The following is a 14,951-nucleotide window of genomic DNA, read 5'->3' as shown; positions in this document are numbered from 1 at the left end:
ATGGCGCGTTAATACACGGCGAGACCCTTGGCGTCGAACAGGTGCACCCGGCTCTTGGCAAAGCTCATGCGCACCGGCTTGCCTTCCACCAGATCAGGATTGCCCTCGAACAGCGCGGTAAAATGCTCGCCGCCCGGCAGCGTGGAATAGGTGATGGTGTGAATACCCAGCTGTTCGACAATGTTGGGCGTGGTTTCGAGCGCGAAATCACCCTCACCGAGCGTCAGATGCTCGGGACGAATGCCCAGCGTCACATCCTCACCAGCAATGGCGGTGCTGCTGCGCGGCAATTCGATGGTGCCGAGCGAGCCCAGATCGACCACCGCCCGCGTCCCGTCGGCACTGCGCACCTTGCCGGAGATGAAGTTCATCTTGGGCGAGCCGATAAAGCCGGCGACGAAGAGATTGTCGGGCTTGTGATAGAGGTCGAGGGGCGAGCCCACCTGGGCGATGGTGCCGGCATCGAGCACCACGATCTTGTCGGCCATGGTCATGGCTTCAACCTGGTCGTGGGTCACATAGATCATGGTCGAACCGAGCCGCTTGTGCAGCTCCATCAGCTCGATGCGCATTTCCGAGCGCAGGGCGGCGTCGAGGTTCGACAAGGGTTCATCGAACAAAAAGATCTTGGGCTGGCGCACGATGGCGCGGCCAATGGCGACACGCTGGCGCTGGCCGCCGGACAATTGGCCGGGGCGGTGCTGCAAACGGCTTTCCAGCTGGAGCACCTTGGCGGCGGCGGAAACGCGCTTGTCGACCTCGGCCTGGGGCAGTTTTTCGACGCGCAGCGGGAAGGCGATGTTCTCGTAGACGCTCATATGCGGGTAGAGCGCATAGGACTGGAACACCATGGCAATGCCGCGCTGCACCGGGGGCAGGTCGTTGACAGCCTTGCCGCCGATTTCGATCTGGCCGGACGAGACATCCTCGAGCCCGGCAATCATGCGCAACAGGGTGGACTTGCCGCAGCCGGAGGGTCCGACAAAGACAACGAATTCGCCTTCGGACACTTCAAGGTCGATGCCCTTGATGATGCGGGCTTCGTTGAAAGACTTTTCGAGGCGCTTGAGGCTCAATTGCGACATGGTTCGCGTCTCCGGCGAGATGGGGTCGGGGTGGTTGCCGCCTCCGGAAGGAGACGGCAACCCGGTCAGGGGAGGACCTTACTTGTACTGCTCGAGTTCGGCGGCAGCCTTTTCGAGGGCAGCTTGAGGCTCGGCAGCGCCGGTCACGACCGACTGAACCATTTCGATCATGGTGTTCTGCAGACCGATATAGTCGGTGAACAGCGGCTCGGGGCCACCGAATTCGATACCGTCGAGGAAGGGCTTCCAATAGGGCTTCTCAGCCAGAAGTTCACCAGTCTGCGGCTCAAGCGGACGCAGCGGGGTGAGGCCCTGGGCCATTTCGGCATCCCACTGGCGCTGGCCGTCGGTGAGGAACTTGGCAAGGCTGATGGCCTGGTCTTCGACGCCGGTGCCCTTGAAGACAGCGAGCGCGTCGGTGATCAGCAGCGTGCCGGGACCCTTGGCATCGGGGCCGAGCGGCAGGTTGGCAACGCCCCAGTTCATGCCGGCTTCTTCGGCGCGGATGGCAGCACCCGGAGAGGCTTCGATCATGGCAACGCCGCCATCGAGCCAGATGGCGCGCACTTCGTTCTGTTCGTAGGCGGTCGGGCCTTCTTCGGAATAGGGCACAATGTCCTTGAGCGCGGTCAGAGCGGCCAGGACCTGCGGCGAATTCAGGGTGATGTTGCCATCGGCATCGATGACCAGACCGTCATTGGTGTAAACCCAATGCAGGAACTGGTGCATGGTGTTGTCGAAGGTCTTGGCGACGAGGCCATAGCCGGCGGCATCGGTCTTTTCGGTGATCTGCTTGGCAAAAGCGATCTTTTCTTCCCAGGTCTTGGGCGGGGTTTCCGGATCGAGGCCAGCGGCTTCGAACAGGTCCTTGTTCCAGAACAGGGCCTTGGTGGAGAAAGCCACCGGAACGCCCCACTGGGTGCCGTCGAAGGTGACGGTTTCGGGCACGTAGTTGTAATAGGCGGCCTTTTCCTCATCGGTCATCGGCACCGGAACGATCAGGTCGTTCTGGGCAAACTGCTTGAGGGTGCGCGAACCGACATAGGCCAGGGCAACCGGGGTGCCGGCGGCAGCGAGCGTGGTCACCTTATCCTGGCACTGGCCCCAGCCGACGATCTCGGGAACCACCTTGAAGCCGGGATTGGCCGCTTCCCACTCGGCGAAGCTCTCGGCATAGCCTTCGGTCAGGCTGTCGCCGCAATTGATGAAGCTGATTTCCTTGTCCTGCGCGAACGCCGCCGGGGTCGCGATGGCGAGTGTCAGCATGGACACGGCAACCAGACCAATAGTCTTTTGCATGGTAGTCTCCCTTGATGCGGGCCCCCTCGGGCCCTTTCCGGTGCCGTTCCGCCTTGCGAACCGAACGGCTCCAAACCTTGTTTTCAGCGCGTCGCCCTGGGCACGAGGCCTGGGGCGGCCGCGCTTGCCTACTGCTTCACGGCGCCTGCGGTCAGACCGGCGACGAGGTAGCGCTGCAGGAACACGATCACGATCATGACCGGCAGGATTCCGACGAAAGACGCCGCCATCAGCTCGTTCCAGATCACCTCCTGCTTGCCGAAGAAGGCGAAGAGCCCGATCGGCAGCGGCATGAATTCGGTCTTGGAGTTGAAGGTCAGCGCGAAGATGAACTGCTGGGCATAGGCGCCGATGAAGGTCATGATGGCGACCACGACGATACCCGGCATGGCCAGCGGCAGGATGACCCGGCGCAGGGTATAGAGGCGGCTGGCGCCGTCGACCCAGGCGGCTTCGTCCAGCTCGCGGGGAATGCGCAGCATATAGGTGCGCAACAGCCAGATGGACGATGGGATGAGGAAGGCGGCGCCCGGCACGATCATGGCCCAATAGGTGTTGAGCAGGCCCATCGACCGCATCAGGCGGAACAGCGGGATGAGCAGCACGGCGCCCGAAAACATGTTGACCGCCAGGAACCCGGCCAGCATCAGTCCCGACCCACTGAAGTTGAAGCGGGCAAAGGCATAGGCGGCCGGCACGACGATGACGACGACGATCAGCGTCACCACGCTCGAGATGAAGAACGAGTTGAAGATATGCAGGCCCAGCGCGGGAACCGACTGCCACATGGTGAAATAGGCGTCGAACGACCAGACCTTGGGGATGAAGTTGTAAGGGCGCGAGAACAGCTGCGACAGCGGCTTCAGCGACACGAGGAACCCTTCGATGAAGGGGGCCAGCACGAAGAACAGGAATACCGCGATGCCGGCATAGATCGCCGCGACTTCGTACCACTTGTAGCGATCGATCATCGGCTTGGCACTGGCGACGCGGATCTTTGCCTTGGGGGCGGTGGCCGTGGCTTCGGCGGCGGGAAGGCTGGCCTTGGAGGTTTCGACGCTCATTTGGCTTCTCCCTGCTGCAGCTTACGGACGGCGCGGAAATAGGTGATGCAGAAGATGGTGACGAAGATGGAGATCACCACGGCGCGGGCGGCGCCTTCGCCATATTTGCGCGAGCCCATGGCGGTCTTGTAGGTGTCGATGATCATCGTGGTGGTCGAGCCGGACGGACCGCCCTGGGTCAGGATCCAGATGATGTCGAAGGAATTGAAGGTGGCGATAAGCGAGAGCAGGCTCATGGTGACGATGGCCGGGATCATCAGCGGCACGGTGATGCGGCGGAAGCGGTAGAGACGCCCTGCCCCATCGGTCCAGGCAGCCTCGTAGAGATCCTTGGGGATCGACTGCATGGCGGCCAGGAAATAGATGGTGACCATGGGCACGCCGATCCACACATCGGTGACGATGGTGGCCCAGAAGGCCGTATTGCCATAGGCGAGGAAGGCGATCGGACCCTTGGTCAGCCCGACATTTTCGAGCAGGCCCGAGATCATGCCGAACTGGCCGTTATACATCCAGCCCCACATGAAGATGCCGATGGCCATGGGGACGATCCAGGGCGGCATGGTGAGGATGCGGAACAGCACCTGGCCGGGCACGGCGGCATTGAGCAGCACGGCGCCGCACATGCCGATGATCATCTTGAGGCTGACCGAGAAGAAGGTCCACACGAAGGTGCGGATGATCACCTCGGTGAAATTGCCGGCAGTGAAGATGCGCTGATAATTGGCCCAGCCGACGAAATCATAGTCGGCCCGCAGCGAGGCATTGGTGAAGGACAAGATGATCGTGTCCACCAGCGGGTAGGCCACGATGGTCAGGATATAGATCAGAGCCGGGGCGAGCAAAGCGAGAGCAAAAAGGGTGGCGCTTCTGGTGCTGGTCATCGGCTCGTCTCCCTTACTTGCCTCGGCCAAGGGCAGCGTCGAAGCGCTGCCAGATCGGGGCCATGTCGACCACGGACTTATTGTGCATGGCCTCGTCCATGGAGAGCGCCAACAGGCCCGCCTCCAGCGCGTCGGTCACCGAGACCGGCAGCGGCGCGCCCTCGGTCAGGTGCTTGAGGATATCGGCGGCCATCTGCTCATCGGCGCCGTAATGGTCGGACAGGGGACTGGCCTGGTAGGTCTTGTCCTCGATGCGCTCGGAGGTGCGGCTGTCGGTGACCTTGAAGTAGTTGCGGACGAAATCGCCTTCCGCCATGCCCTTGGCGCCGATGACGGCGAAGCGACGGAAGTCGTCGGGCACATTGATATTGGTGTGGAAGGTCAGCGCTGCGCCGTTCTCGTACTGCACGATAGCGGTCTGGAAATCGATGATGTCGCCATCGCTGTCGAAGACCTTTTCGGAGCCCTGCCAGCCCGAGGGCTTACGGTGATAGACCTCGAGATCGTTGGCGCCGCCACCCTGGGGAGCATTTTCCGGCGTGAAGGAACGACGACCGCCGAAGCTTGCGACGAAACGCGGCCGGCAGCCCATGACCCCATTATAGAGGTCGAGGTCGTGGCAGCATTTTTCCAGCATGAAACTACCGGCATATTTCTCGTAGCGACGCCAGTCGCGCATGAAGAAGGCGCCGTGATAGGGCGGAATGTGCTCGGAGGCCTCGATGGAGGCGACCGGACCCAGCCGGCCCTCGGCCTGCGCCTTGCGCAGATCGACATAAAGGGGGGCGTAACGCAGCACCAGGCCGACCATGACCCGGTCGGATCCATACTGACCGATCAACTCGGCCAGAGCCATGGTGTCTTCCACCGTGGTCACGACCGGCTTTTCGGCAAAAATCTTCATGCCGCGTTCGAGACCGATGCGGATGTGGTCGAGATGCAGGTGATTGGGCGAGCCGACCATGAGCAGGTCGAGCTTGCCTTCGTCGATCAGCGCTTCGAGCGTATCATATTGCTTGCCTGCTGACAGGCCAGCGTCATGGACGCGCTGCAATCCAGCCGGAGCGGGGTCGACATAGCCGACAATCTCGAAATCGTCGCGAGCCTGCGAAAAGACGCGCGCCAGATAACCCAAACGAAAGCCGAGGCCGATAATGCCCACACGCATAGCGACGATGTTCCCTGCCTTATTAGACCGCCAGCCTCTTGGTGGGCTGGTGCCGTTATGTAAACGGTTTTCAAGACTAGTCAGCTTGACGACACAATGTCAACACAGATTCTGGCGCAACACAATACCAATTTAAGCCACCCGTAAAATCTGCCCAATCCTCCGGCATTGTGCCGAATTTTACGGCCATTTGCGCGCCAATTTGCTGCATTTCGCAGTGGACAAAAGCGCCCCTCTGTCGCAGCATGCCGCAATTGGTATCTTTGTGGCCTCATATGCCAAAGAGAGAATGGATATCACTTGTGAAAATTTGGTACAGAAAAGCGGCACGTGCCTCACTGTCCCCCATCAGCCGCGAGCGCTAGACATATGAGCCTTTCAACAAACCCCTTCCCCGGCGATGCCGACCGCAGCGCCATCTGGACCATGCTGGTTCCGCGCGACATCAAGGCCTTTGTGGAGGCCGACTGGTCGATGGTCGAAGACGATTTTGCCGCCGATGACTTCATGGGCATTCACGGCAATAGAAGCGACAATCCCGATGGCTGGAGCATCAGCTTTCCGACTCTTGCCAGCTATCGTGACGAATGGCTGCGCCAGGCGCATGAAAGCCAGAAGGTGGAGTTCGCCGAGGACCAGGAAGCCGGCATTCATCGCGCGACCAGCCTCACCGAGATCGAGATCACAGGCGAGCGCGCCCTTGCCCGCAAGAAATTCGATGGCGAGATCAAACTGGCCGATGGCGGCGTCGACCGGCTCAACTGGCAGACGCTCTATCTCTGCCGCAAGATCGACGGCGCCTGGAAGCTGACCGGCTTTATCGGCTACCTGCCCTATCCGATGGGCTTGCCGTCGTCCCGCTAGGGCGCATGGCATCGGAGGCGCCTCCAGACGGAAAGATAAAAGCTGCCAGCGCAATGGCGGCGCTCAATAGCCTCCCAGCCACCGCGCCGCCCTCGGACGTAATCCGAGGGCCACTCGAGGCGCGGTGGGCGTCTGAACCGTCCGGGGATGGCTCCGCACCAAATCGAATGTCGAACCCATAGCGGTCACCGAGTCCACGTCATGTCCCTGCTCACGCCACAACGCCTCGTCATGCTGGTCTTCTTCCTGCAGCCCGTGGCGTTCGGCTCGTGGTTGCCGCGCATTCCCGAAGTGCAGTCGGCGCTGGGGCTGGGGCCCGCGGCGCTTGCCGTGGCGCTGCTGGGCATGCCGGTGGGCACCCTGCTGACGCTGCCGATTGCCGGGCCCTTGGTAGGCCGCATCGGCGCCCGCACCGCCATCCTTATCGGTTTCGTCTTCTATTCCATCGCCGTCTGCCTGCCGGTGCTGGCGCCAGACCCCATAATGCTCTTCGTCGCTCTGATGCTGGCGGGCTCCTCGATTTCCTTTGTCGAGCTGGGCATGAATGTCGAAGCCGACCTTGTCGAAAAGGCCAGCGGCAAGCTGATCATGAACACTTCGCATGGCTGCTGGTCGCTGGGGATCATGGCCGGCAGTCTCATCGGCTCGGCCATGGCGGGCCTCGGCGTCGCCCCCGGCATCGCCCTGCCGCTGATGGCGTTCATCGTCCTGCCCATCGCGCTTGCCGTGGGCCTGTCGCTGCCCAGCCTGCGCGACACGCCGCACCAGGGTGCGGAACAACGCTCGGCCTGGTCGCTGCCCAGCCCGGCGCTTCTGGGCATCTGCCTTTTCGTTTTCGGCATTACCATGACCGAGGGCGCCATGGCCGACTGGTCGGCGATCTTCCTGCGCGACGCGCTCACCGCGGGCACGGGCCTTGTGGGGCTTGGCTATTCGGTTTTTGCCTTCATGGTCGCGGCAGGCCGTTTCGGCGGGGACTGGCTCAAGCGCCGCTTCGGCGCCGTGGGCACGGCCCGGCTCTGCGGCAGTCTCGCCATCGTGGGCGGGCTGGTGCTGTTCGCCGCGCCATCGGTCGAAATCGCCCTGGTCGGCTTCGGCATTATCGGGGTGGGCGTATCGGTCGGCTTTCCGCTCGCCGTTACTGCCGCTGCGGGGCTCGGCGATCGTCCGGCCTCCGCCAATGTGGCAGTCCTGTCCTTCGTGGCCCTCACCGGCTTTCTCATCGGCCCGCCGCTGATCGGTTTCGTCGCCGAGCACAGCGACATCCGGGTGGGCGTAGCCTGCGTCATCCCCATGCTGGTGCTGAGCCTGTTGCTCACCGGGCGCCTCAGGCAGCAGGCTCAGCCTGCGCATGAGGCAGCAGGCCCTGCCCACACGCCAAAATCCTTAAAGCCTTAGCCTTGGAGTCCTTTCATGCGTATCGCCGTTGCCGGTCTGCACACCGAATGCAGCACCTATAATCCCGTCCTGTCCGGCGATGCCGACTTCCGCGTGCTGCGTGGGCCCGCCATGCTGGCCGATGGCTATTTCAACTTCCTCACCCATTTCCCCGCCGAGTTCGTCACCGTGCTGCATGGCCGCGCGCTGCCCGGCGGCCCGGTGGCCCGCGCCACCTATGAAGCCCTCAAGGCCGAGGCGTTGGCGGGCATCCAGGCGGCACTGCCGGTGGATGGGGTCTATCTCGCCATGCATGGCGCCATGTTCGTCGAGGGCCTGTTCGATGCCGAAGGCGATTTCATCTCGGCGGTGCGGGCGCTGGTCGGACCCGACATGCTGATCGCGGCCAGCTATGACCTGCATGGCAATGTCAGCCAGACCATCATCGACAATCTCGACATTTTCTCCACCTATCGCACCGCGCCCCATATCGACGTGCCCGACACCATGCGCCGTGCCGTCACCATGCTGGTGCGCGCGCTGCGCACTGGTATCAGGCCGAAACTGGTCTGGGCACCGGTGCCGGTGCTGCTGCCGGGCGAACGCACCTCCACCCAGGACGAGCCGGCCCGCAGCTTCTACACCCAGTTGCACGAAGTCGAAGAGCCGACCGGCATCTGGGATGCCTCGTTCCAGGTCGGCTATGTCTGGGCTGACGAGCCCCGCGCCACCGCCTGCGCCGTGATCACCGGCACCGATATGGCAGCGATGGAACAGGCAGCGTTGCGCCTCGCCCAGAACTATTGGGATCTGCGCGAAACCTTCGTTTTCGGCATGGAAACCGGCTCGATCGCCGAATGCGTCGCCCGCGCCATCGCCAGCCCCAGCCATCCGGTGGTGCTGGCCGAGTCAGGTGATAATCCCACCGGCGGCGGCGTGGGAGACCGCGCCGAAGTGCTGGCCGAACTGATCGCCCGTGGCGCCCAGGGCGTCATCTTCGCCGGCATCACCGACGCTGATGCCACCGATAAGGCCTATGCGGCTGGTATCGGCGCGCGGATCGCTCTCCATATCGGGGCCAGCCTTGATCCCTCCAGCACTGCGGTCGATGCCGAGGCCGAGGTGGTCTTCCTGCTCGAAACCGATGAGCAGCGCCTGCGCGAAGCGGTGGTGCGCATCGGCGGCATCGACCTAGTGCTGACCGCCAGGCGCCGCCCCTTCCACAACCTCATCGATTTCACCCGTCTGGGGCTCGATCCGCGCGAGGCAAAAATCATCGCGGTCAAATCCGGCTATCTCTCGCCAGAACTCGGTCCCATCGCCAATCCCGGCATCATGGCGCTGTCGCCCGGCGTGGTCGACCAGTTCGTCGAGCGCACCATGCGCCGCCACACGCCGCGCCCGAGCTATCCCTTCGACAAGGATTTTGCCTTCGCCCCGGTGGCGAAGCGCTCGGCCCGGGCATAAGCGCGACTTAGCCGGGGAATAAGCCAATCTTTTCCTCCCACCTGCTTTCGTTTATGCACGGAACGAAAGCAGGTGACGCGTGACCACACCATCGATGCGACAGGCCCAGATCGTCGAACTCGCCCGCCAGATGGGCGAGGTGACGGTTGAGCATTTGGTCGAAACCTTTGCGGTGACGCCGCAAACCATCCGCAAGGATCTCAACACCCTGTGCGATCGCGGTGCGCTCAAGCGCACCCATGGCGGGGCGATGCATCCCTCGGGCGTCGAGAATGTCGAATATGAAGCGCGCCGCCAGATTGCCCCGGCTGAAAAACGCGCCATCGGCCGCGCCGCTGCGGCGCTGATCCCCGACAATGCCTCGCTGTTCATCAATATCGGCACCACCACCGAAGCGGTGGCGCAGGCGCTGAGCCAGCATCGCGGGTTGATGGTGATCACCAACAATATCAATGTCGCAAATCATTTGCGCATGGTGCCGACGGTGGAAGTGGTGATCGCCGGCGGCGTGGTGCGCGCCAGCGATGGCGGTATCGTCGGCGAAGCGGCGGTGGATTTCATTCGCCAGTTCAAGGTCGATTTCGCCGTGATCGGCGTCTCGGCCATCGATCCCGACGGCTCATTGCTCGATTTCGATTATCGCGAGGTCAAGGTGGCGCAGGCGATCATCGCCAATGCGCGCCATGTCATCGTGGTGTCGGACAGCACCAAATTCACCCGCACCGCGCCGGTGCGCATCGGCCATCTCAGCCAGGCCCACAGCTTCATCACCGATGCCTGTCCGCTCAAGTCCATCCGCGACCTCTGCGCCGAAGCCGGCACGCAACTGATCGAGACCGGCAGCGGCGCCTAGCCCGCCGTAACGCTGGCGCGTGGCAATTCCGAAAAGATCTCGGCCACGCCATTGCGGATGATGACGATCTCCTCGAGCCGAAGCCCGAAGCGGCCGGCGAGATAGATGCCGGGTTCGATCGAGAACACCATGCCCTCGTCCAGCACGGTATCGCTGGTGCCGGTAATATAGGGCGCCTCGTGCACGTCGATGCCGAGACCATGGCCGGTGCGGTGCAGGAAGTTGGGGCCATAGCCGGCCGCAGTGATGACATCGCGCGCCGCCTTGTCGACGGCGGCCGCCTTTGCACCTGGCACGGCTGCCGCGATCGCCGCCTCGACCGCGCGGTCGAGAATGGCATGGACCGCGTCAAAGCCATCGGGCACGCCGCCAAAGGTGCCGACACGGGTCATGTCGGAGGGATAGCCGCCGACGCGGCAGCCGGTGTCGATCAGGACAGCATCGCCCGCCTTGAGCTGGGTGTCACCGGTATGGTGATGCGGGAAAGCGCCATTGGGGCCGAAACAGACCGAGCAGAATTCGGTGGTCGCGCCATTGGCCATGTAGAAATCGGCGATCACCTGGGCGATTTCGAACTCGGTGACGCCGGCGCGCAAGGCCGCAAAGCCTGCCGTCATCGCCGCATCGTTGAGCAGCGCCGAAGCCTTGAGCCGCTGATATTCATCGGCATCCTTGCGCGAGCGAAGATAGCCCACGGTGTCGGCGGTAAAACGGCGCTTGGCGCCCGGCAGCGCGTCGAGCACCAGCAGCGCAAAATCGGCGCGCATGGTTTCGTCGAGCACAATGGATGCGCCATTGCGGTCGATCCCAGTCGCCGCGATCAGGGCGTCGAGCGCCGCATTGGGCCCCTCGGCATCGGCCCAGGGAAAAAACGGCAGGTCGGTATGCTGGCGGGCGCTGTCGACATTGAGCGCCGGCATCAGGAAACCGGCAAAACCCTGGCTCACCATCAGGAGAACCGGGCGCTCATCGCCATGCGGCGACAGGTCGGCCAGATAGACCATGTGGCTCGAGGGGCCGATGACCACGAGGTCAGTGCCGGTTGCAGCCATGCGGGTCCGCAGCTTTTTGAGGCGTGTGGAGAGCGTTGGGGTCATGACTGGACTGGCCTTTGCAGGTTCGACAAGGGGAGCGGAATCAGCGCCTGGGCGCAGTGACGAGACTGCCCATAGCGGGCCGTGCTCGGCAATGGTGCGGGAAACGAGGCGGAGCCGGGCGGGAGGAGGAGGTGCCCGGCTCCGCAAGCGAGGGTCCGAGGGACAGGACCATCGCCAACTCTGTGCCCGGCGCATCGCACACGCGCGCCCGGCAGGTGTTGGGGTAATAGAGGATGGGCAGCGCCGCGCCATTCACGAAGCCGTTAGCGGCAGTCATGTCGCGGCCCCCACCATCCATCAGAGCGCCGCCGCCATCAGCGTGGCATTGCCGCCGGCCGCCGTGGTGTCGATGCAGACATGGCGCTCGATCTGCAGGCGCGGGAGATCGCCGGGCCCGGTCAGAAGCGGCAGCAGCGGCCCCGTGCGCAGGCTCAGCCCCTGGCGGACGGCACGCTGACCAGCGCTGTCGCCAAAGAAGGCCACGGCGGCAAAGCCGTTCCCGGCCGTCAGATCGACCGTGTCGAGTTCACCTTCTATCGCCCGGCATCCGGCGGTCTCGGCCATCACCTGTTGGGCGGCGCGATCCGTCGGTGTTGGCCCCAGGCACAAGAGCGTGCCACGCCCCAGCGCATGCAGGCGATTGCTCTCCCCGGTTGGGCCGGGAAGATCGAAGGCGGTGCTCTGCAGCCCGATATGGGCATCGCGCGTAAAGCGCGGCAGGTAATGCGGGCCGCCGGCCTTGGGTCCGGTGCCGGAGAGACCCTCCCCACCAAAGGGCTGGCTGCCCACCACGGCCCCGATCTGGTTGCGGTTGACGTAGATATTGCCGGCATGAACCGTGTCGGCCAGATGCTTCACGCGGGAGGAAATGCGGGTGTGCAGGCCAAAGGTCAGCCCATAGCCGGAGCCATTGATATCGGCGATGACCTGGGGGAGGCCATCCCCCTTGAAGGTCGCCACATGCACCACCGGCCCGAAGATTTCCTCCGGCAGCGCCTTGATGCCCTCCACCGCGATCAGCGTCGGGGCGATGAAGGTGCCCGTGTCCGGCGCGGAGAGCGCATGCAGCACCTGGCTTTGTCGGGCCGCGATATAGGCAGCGATCTTGTCGCGGGCGGCGCTGTCGATGATGGGGCCGATATCCGCTGCAAGGTGCCAGGGATTGCCCAGCACCAGCTCGTCCATGGCACCCTTGAGCATATGCACGGTGCGCTCGGCCACGTCCTCCTGCACATAGACGATGCGCAGCGCCGAGCAGCGCTGACCCGCCGACTGGAAGGCCGAGGCCAGGATATCGCGCACCGCCTGTTCGGTCAGCGCGGTGCTGTCGACGATCATGGCATTGAGCCCGCCGGTTTCGGCGATGAGCGGCGCCTGCGGGTCGAGATGGCTGGCCATGGCCTGTTCGATCCGCCGCGCCGTGGGCAGCGAGCCGGTAAAGGCGACGCCGGCAATGGCGGGATTCGAGGTCAATGCCGCACCCACCTCCGGGCCACCGGGCAGGAGCTGGATGGCATCGACAGGAATACCGGCCTCGCGGAGCAATTGCACGGCGCGGAAGGCGATCAGCGGGGTCTGCGGGGCCGGCTTGGCCAGAACCGGATTACCGGCCACCAGCGCCGCCGCGATCTGGCCGGTGAAGATGGCGAGCGGGAAATTCCACGGCGAAATGCAGGCAAAGGGGCCGCGCGGCGCGCCTGACAGCATCGCCGCCTCCTGGGCATAATAGCGGAGGAAATCCACCGCCTCTCGAACTTCCGCCACCGCATCGGCCCAGCTCTTGCCGGCCTCTCGCGCCAGCAGAGCAAAGAACTCGGCGGCATGGGCCTCGTAGATATCAGCGGCGCGGCGCAACATGGCCGCCCGCTCTGACACCGGCGTCGAGGCCCAGTTGGACGCCCCAGCCGCTATGATGGCCGCAGCGACATCCTCGGCACTGGCAGGGCGCACCGTGCCGACAAGTTCGTCATGATCGGCCGGATTGCGCAGCGGCTCCGGGCTTGCCGTGCCCAGATGCGGGCTAGCCATGAGCGGCTCCGCCTGCCACTGCTGTACCCGGAATGCGTCGCGTGCCTTGTCCGTGGCGCCGAACTCCAACGGGTCGGCGAGATCGAGCCCACGCGAATTCTGCCGGGGCGCAAAAATGGCGCTGGGCGCCGGAATGGCCGGATTGGCAATGGCATGGCCGAGCGCCAGCAGCTTGCCGATCGGGTCTTCGGCGACCTGCGCCGCCGGGATATCGGCATCGGCGATCTGATAGACGAAGGAGCCATTGGCGCCGTTTTCGAGCAGGCGGCGCACCAGATAGGCCAAGAGATCCTTGTGCGGTCCTACCGGCGCATAGATGCGGGTGGTTGTGCCGTGATTGGTGCGAAGCACCTCGTGCAGCTGCTCGCCCATGCCATGCAGGCGCTGGAATTCGTAGCTGTCATTGAAGCGCCCGGCCTCGGCCGCCAGATGCAGCACCGCCGCCGCCGTATGGGCATTGTGGCTGGCAAATTGCGGATAGATATTTTGCGCCGCAAACAGCTTTCGCGCCGCCGCAATATAGCTGACATCGGTGGACGCCTTGCGGGTGAACACCGGATAGCCCGGCAGGCCCAGCACCTGCGCGCGCTTGACCTCGGCATCCCAATAGGCGCCTTTGACCAGCCGAACCATGATGCGCCGGTCGAGCCGCGCCGCTGTCTGGTCGAGCCAGTCGATCAGCGGCAGCACCCGCATGCCATAGGCCTGCACCACCACGCCGAAGCCGGTCCAGCCCGCCAGTTCTGGCGTGGCCAGCACAGCCTCGATGACATCGAGCGACAGGTCCAGCCGGTCGGCCTCTTCGGCGTCGATATTGAACCCCATATTGGCGCGCGCCGCGACAATGGCCAGTTCGCGCGTCATCGCCACCAGTTCGGTCATCACCCTGTCGCGCTGGCCGATTTCGTAGCGCGGATGCAGGGCGCTGAGCTTGACGGAAATGCCGGGATTGTCGCGCACCGCGCCATGAACGCAATGGGGCGCCAAGGCGGTAATGGCGCGCATATAGGCGTCGAAATAACGCCGGGCATCTTCGCCGGTGCGGGCGGCTTCGCCCAGCATGTCATAAGAATAGCGATAGCCCTCCGCCTCGGGCTTCCTGGCATGGACGATGGCCTCGTCAATGGTGCGCCCGAAGACGAACTGGCTGCCCATCAGCCGCATGGCCTGGCTCACCGCCGCGCGGATCACCGGCTCGCCGAGCCGCGCCACGGCCCGATGCAAAGCGCTTTTCGGCCCCACTTCGGGATCGCCCAGCACATCGGCGGTGAGGTTGAGCGCCCAGGACGAGAAGTTCACCAAGGGGCTCGGTGAGCCGCCGAAATGGCGGGCCCAGTCGGCACCGCCGACCTTGTCATGAATCAGCGCATCCACCGTTTCGCTGTCGGGCACGCGCAGCAGCGCCTCGGCCAGCGACATCAGCGCCACACCCTCTTCGCTGTCGAGGCCATATTCGGCGAGGAAACTCTCCATCAGCCCCAGCTTGCGCCCCTTGCGAACCGCCTCCACCAATTGCGCCGCATTATGGGAAATGCTCTGGCGCTGGGCGGTGTCGAGCCCGGTCTCCGCGATCAGAGTTTTGACCAGGGCCGTCTCATCGGCATGGAGACGGGCATGAAGGGCGGCGCGATCGACGGGATGGCTCATGGCGGGGGCTCGGTGGCTGTCCGGCTAATCTGCCAGACCTTTCAGAGGCTTTTCGCCTGATCTGGTGGCCAGTCGAGGAACTATGCTACTGAAATTGCGTTTCCAGCAGGACTTTCGC

The 14,951-nt window shown here is 63.9% G+C and carries 11 protein-coding genes; 4 read left to right on the top strand and 7 right to left on the bottom strand.

Annotated elements, in window-relative coordinates; all coding sequences use genetic code 11:
- Positions 1 to 8 precede the first annotated feature (8 nt).
- The 5 genes from BGO80_RS13005 to BGO80_RS12985 form a co-directional block, all read right to left on the bottom strand.
- Positions 9 to 1,085 (bottom strand): ABC transporter ATP-binding protein, encoded by a 1,077-nt coding sequence (locus tag BGO80_RS13005; protein WP_286721813.1) that lies wholly within the window; start codon positions 1,083 to 1,085, stop codon positions 9 to 11.
- A 78-nt stretch (positions 1,086 to 1,163) separates the two neighbouring features.
- The gene (locus BGO80_RS13000; protein WP_286721812.1) at positions 1,164 to 2,384 is read right to left on the bottom strand and encodes an ABC transporter substrate-binding protein; all 1,221 of its coding nucleotides are present in this window, start codon (positions 2,382 to 2,384) and stop codon (positions 1,164 to 1,166) included.
- A 128-nt stretch (positions 2,385 to 2,512) separates the two neighbouring features.
- The gene (locus BGO80_RS12995; protein WP_126149198.1) at positions 2,513 to 3,355 is read right to left on the bottom strand and encodes a carbohydrate ABC transporter permease; all 843 of its coding nucleotides are present in this window, start codon (positions 3,353 to 3,355) and stop codon (positions 2,513 to 2,515) included.
- Positions 3,356 to 3,444: 89 nt separating this feature from the next.
- On the bottom strand, positions 3,445 to 4,332 hold the full coding sequence (locus BGO80_RS12990) for a carbohydrate ABC transporter permease (protein ID WP_126149054.1): 888 nt from the start codon (positions 4,330 to 4,332) through the stop codon (positions 3,445 to 3,447).
- Positions 4,333 to 4,345: 13 nt separating this feature from the next.
- On the bottom strand, positions 4,346 to 5,500 hold the full coding sequence (locus BGO80_RS12985; protein WP_286721811.1) for a Gfo/Idh/MocA family protein: 1,155 nt from the start codon (positions 5,498 to 5,500) through the stop codon (positions 4,346 to 4,348).
- Positions 5,501 to 5,869: 369 nt separating this feature from the next.
- Here BGO80_RS12985 and BGO80_RS12980 point away from each other — a divergent pair, with 369 nt between their 5' ends.
- The 4 genes from BGO80_RS12980 to BGO80_RS12965 all read left to right on the top strand — a co-directional run bounded on the left by BGO80_RS12980 (position 5,870) and on the right by BGO80_RS12965 (position 10,061).
- The gene (locus BGO80_RS12980; protein ID WP_286721810.1) at positions 5,870 to 6,364 is read left to right on the top strand and encodes a hypothetical protein; all 495 of its coding nucleotides are present in this window, start codon (positions 5,870 to 5,872) and stop codon (positions 6,362 to 6,364) included.
- A gap of 201 nt (positions 6,365 to 6,565) precedes the next feature.
- On the top strand, positions 6,566 to 7,762 hold the full coding sequence (locus BGO80_RS12975) for an MFS transporter (protein WP_286721809.1): 1,197 nt from the start codon (positions 6,566 to 6,568) through the stop codon (positions 7,760 to 7,762).
- A gap of 15 nt (positions 7,763 to 7,777) precedes the next feature.
- Positions 7,778 to 9,208, top strand: coding sequence for a M81 family metallopeptidase (locus tag BGO80_RS12970; RefSeq protein WP_286721808.1), 1,431 nt, complete (start codon positions 7,778 to 7,780; stop codon positions 9,206 to 9,208).
- Between the two features lie 94 nt (positions 9,209 to 9,302).
- A complete protein-coding gene (locus BGO80_RS12965; protein ID WP_286723028.1) occupies positions 9,303 to 10,061 on the top strand; it encodes a DeoR/GlpR family DNA-binding transcription regulator in 759 nt (252 codons plus the stop codon).
- Here the strand turns inward: BGO80_RS12965 and BGO80_RS12960 are convergent.
- Both BGO80_RS12960 and putA read right to left on the bottom strand, forming a co-directional pair.
- Positions 10,058 to 11,158 (bottom strand): M24 family metallopeptidase, encoded by a 1,101-nt coding sequence (locus BGO80_RS12960; RefSeq protein ID WP_286721807.1) that lies wholly within the window; start codon positions 11,156 to 11,158, stop codon positions 10,058 to 10,060. The genes BGO80_RS12965 and BGO80_RS12960 overlap by 4 nt on opposite strands.
- A 297-nt stretch (positions 11,159 to 11,455) precedes the next feature.
- Complete coding sequence (putA, locus tag BGO80_RS12955) at positions 11,456 to 14,833, bottom strand: bifunctional proline dehydrogenase/L-glutamate gamma-semialdehyde dehydrogenase PutA (RefSeq protein WP_286721806.1); 3,378 nt, start codon at positions 14,831 to 14,833, stop codon at positions 11,456 to 11,458.
- Positions 14,834 to 14,951 lie beyond the last annotated feature (118 nt).

The sequence above is a fragment of the Devosia sp. 63-57 genome (assembly GCF_001899045.1).
Taxonomy (GTDB): domain Bacteria; phylum Pseudomonadota; class Alphaproteobacteria; order Rhizobiales; family Devosiaceae; genus Devosia; species Devosia equisanguinis.
Note: the sequence above shows the minus strand (reverse complement) of the source record. Positions and strands in the feature narration are given on the sequence as shown.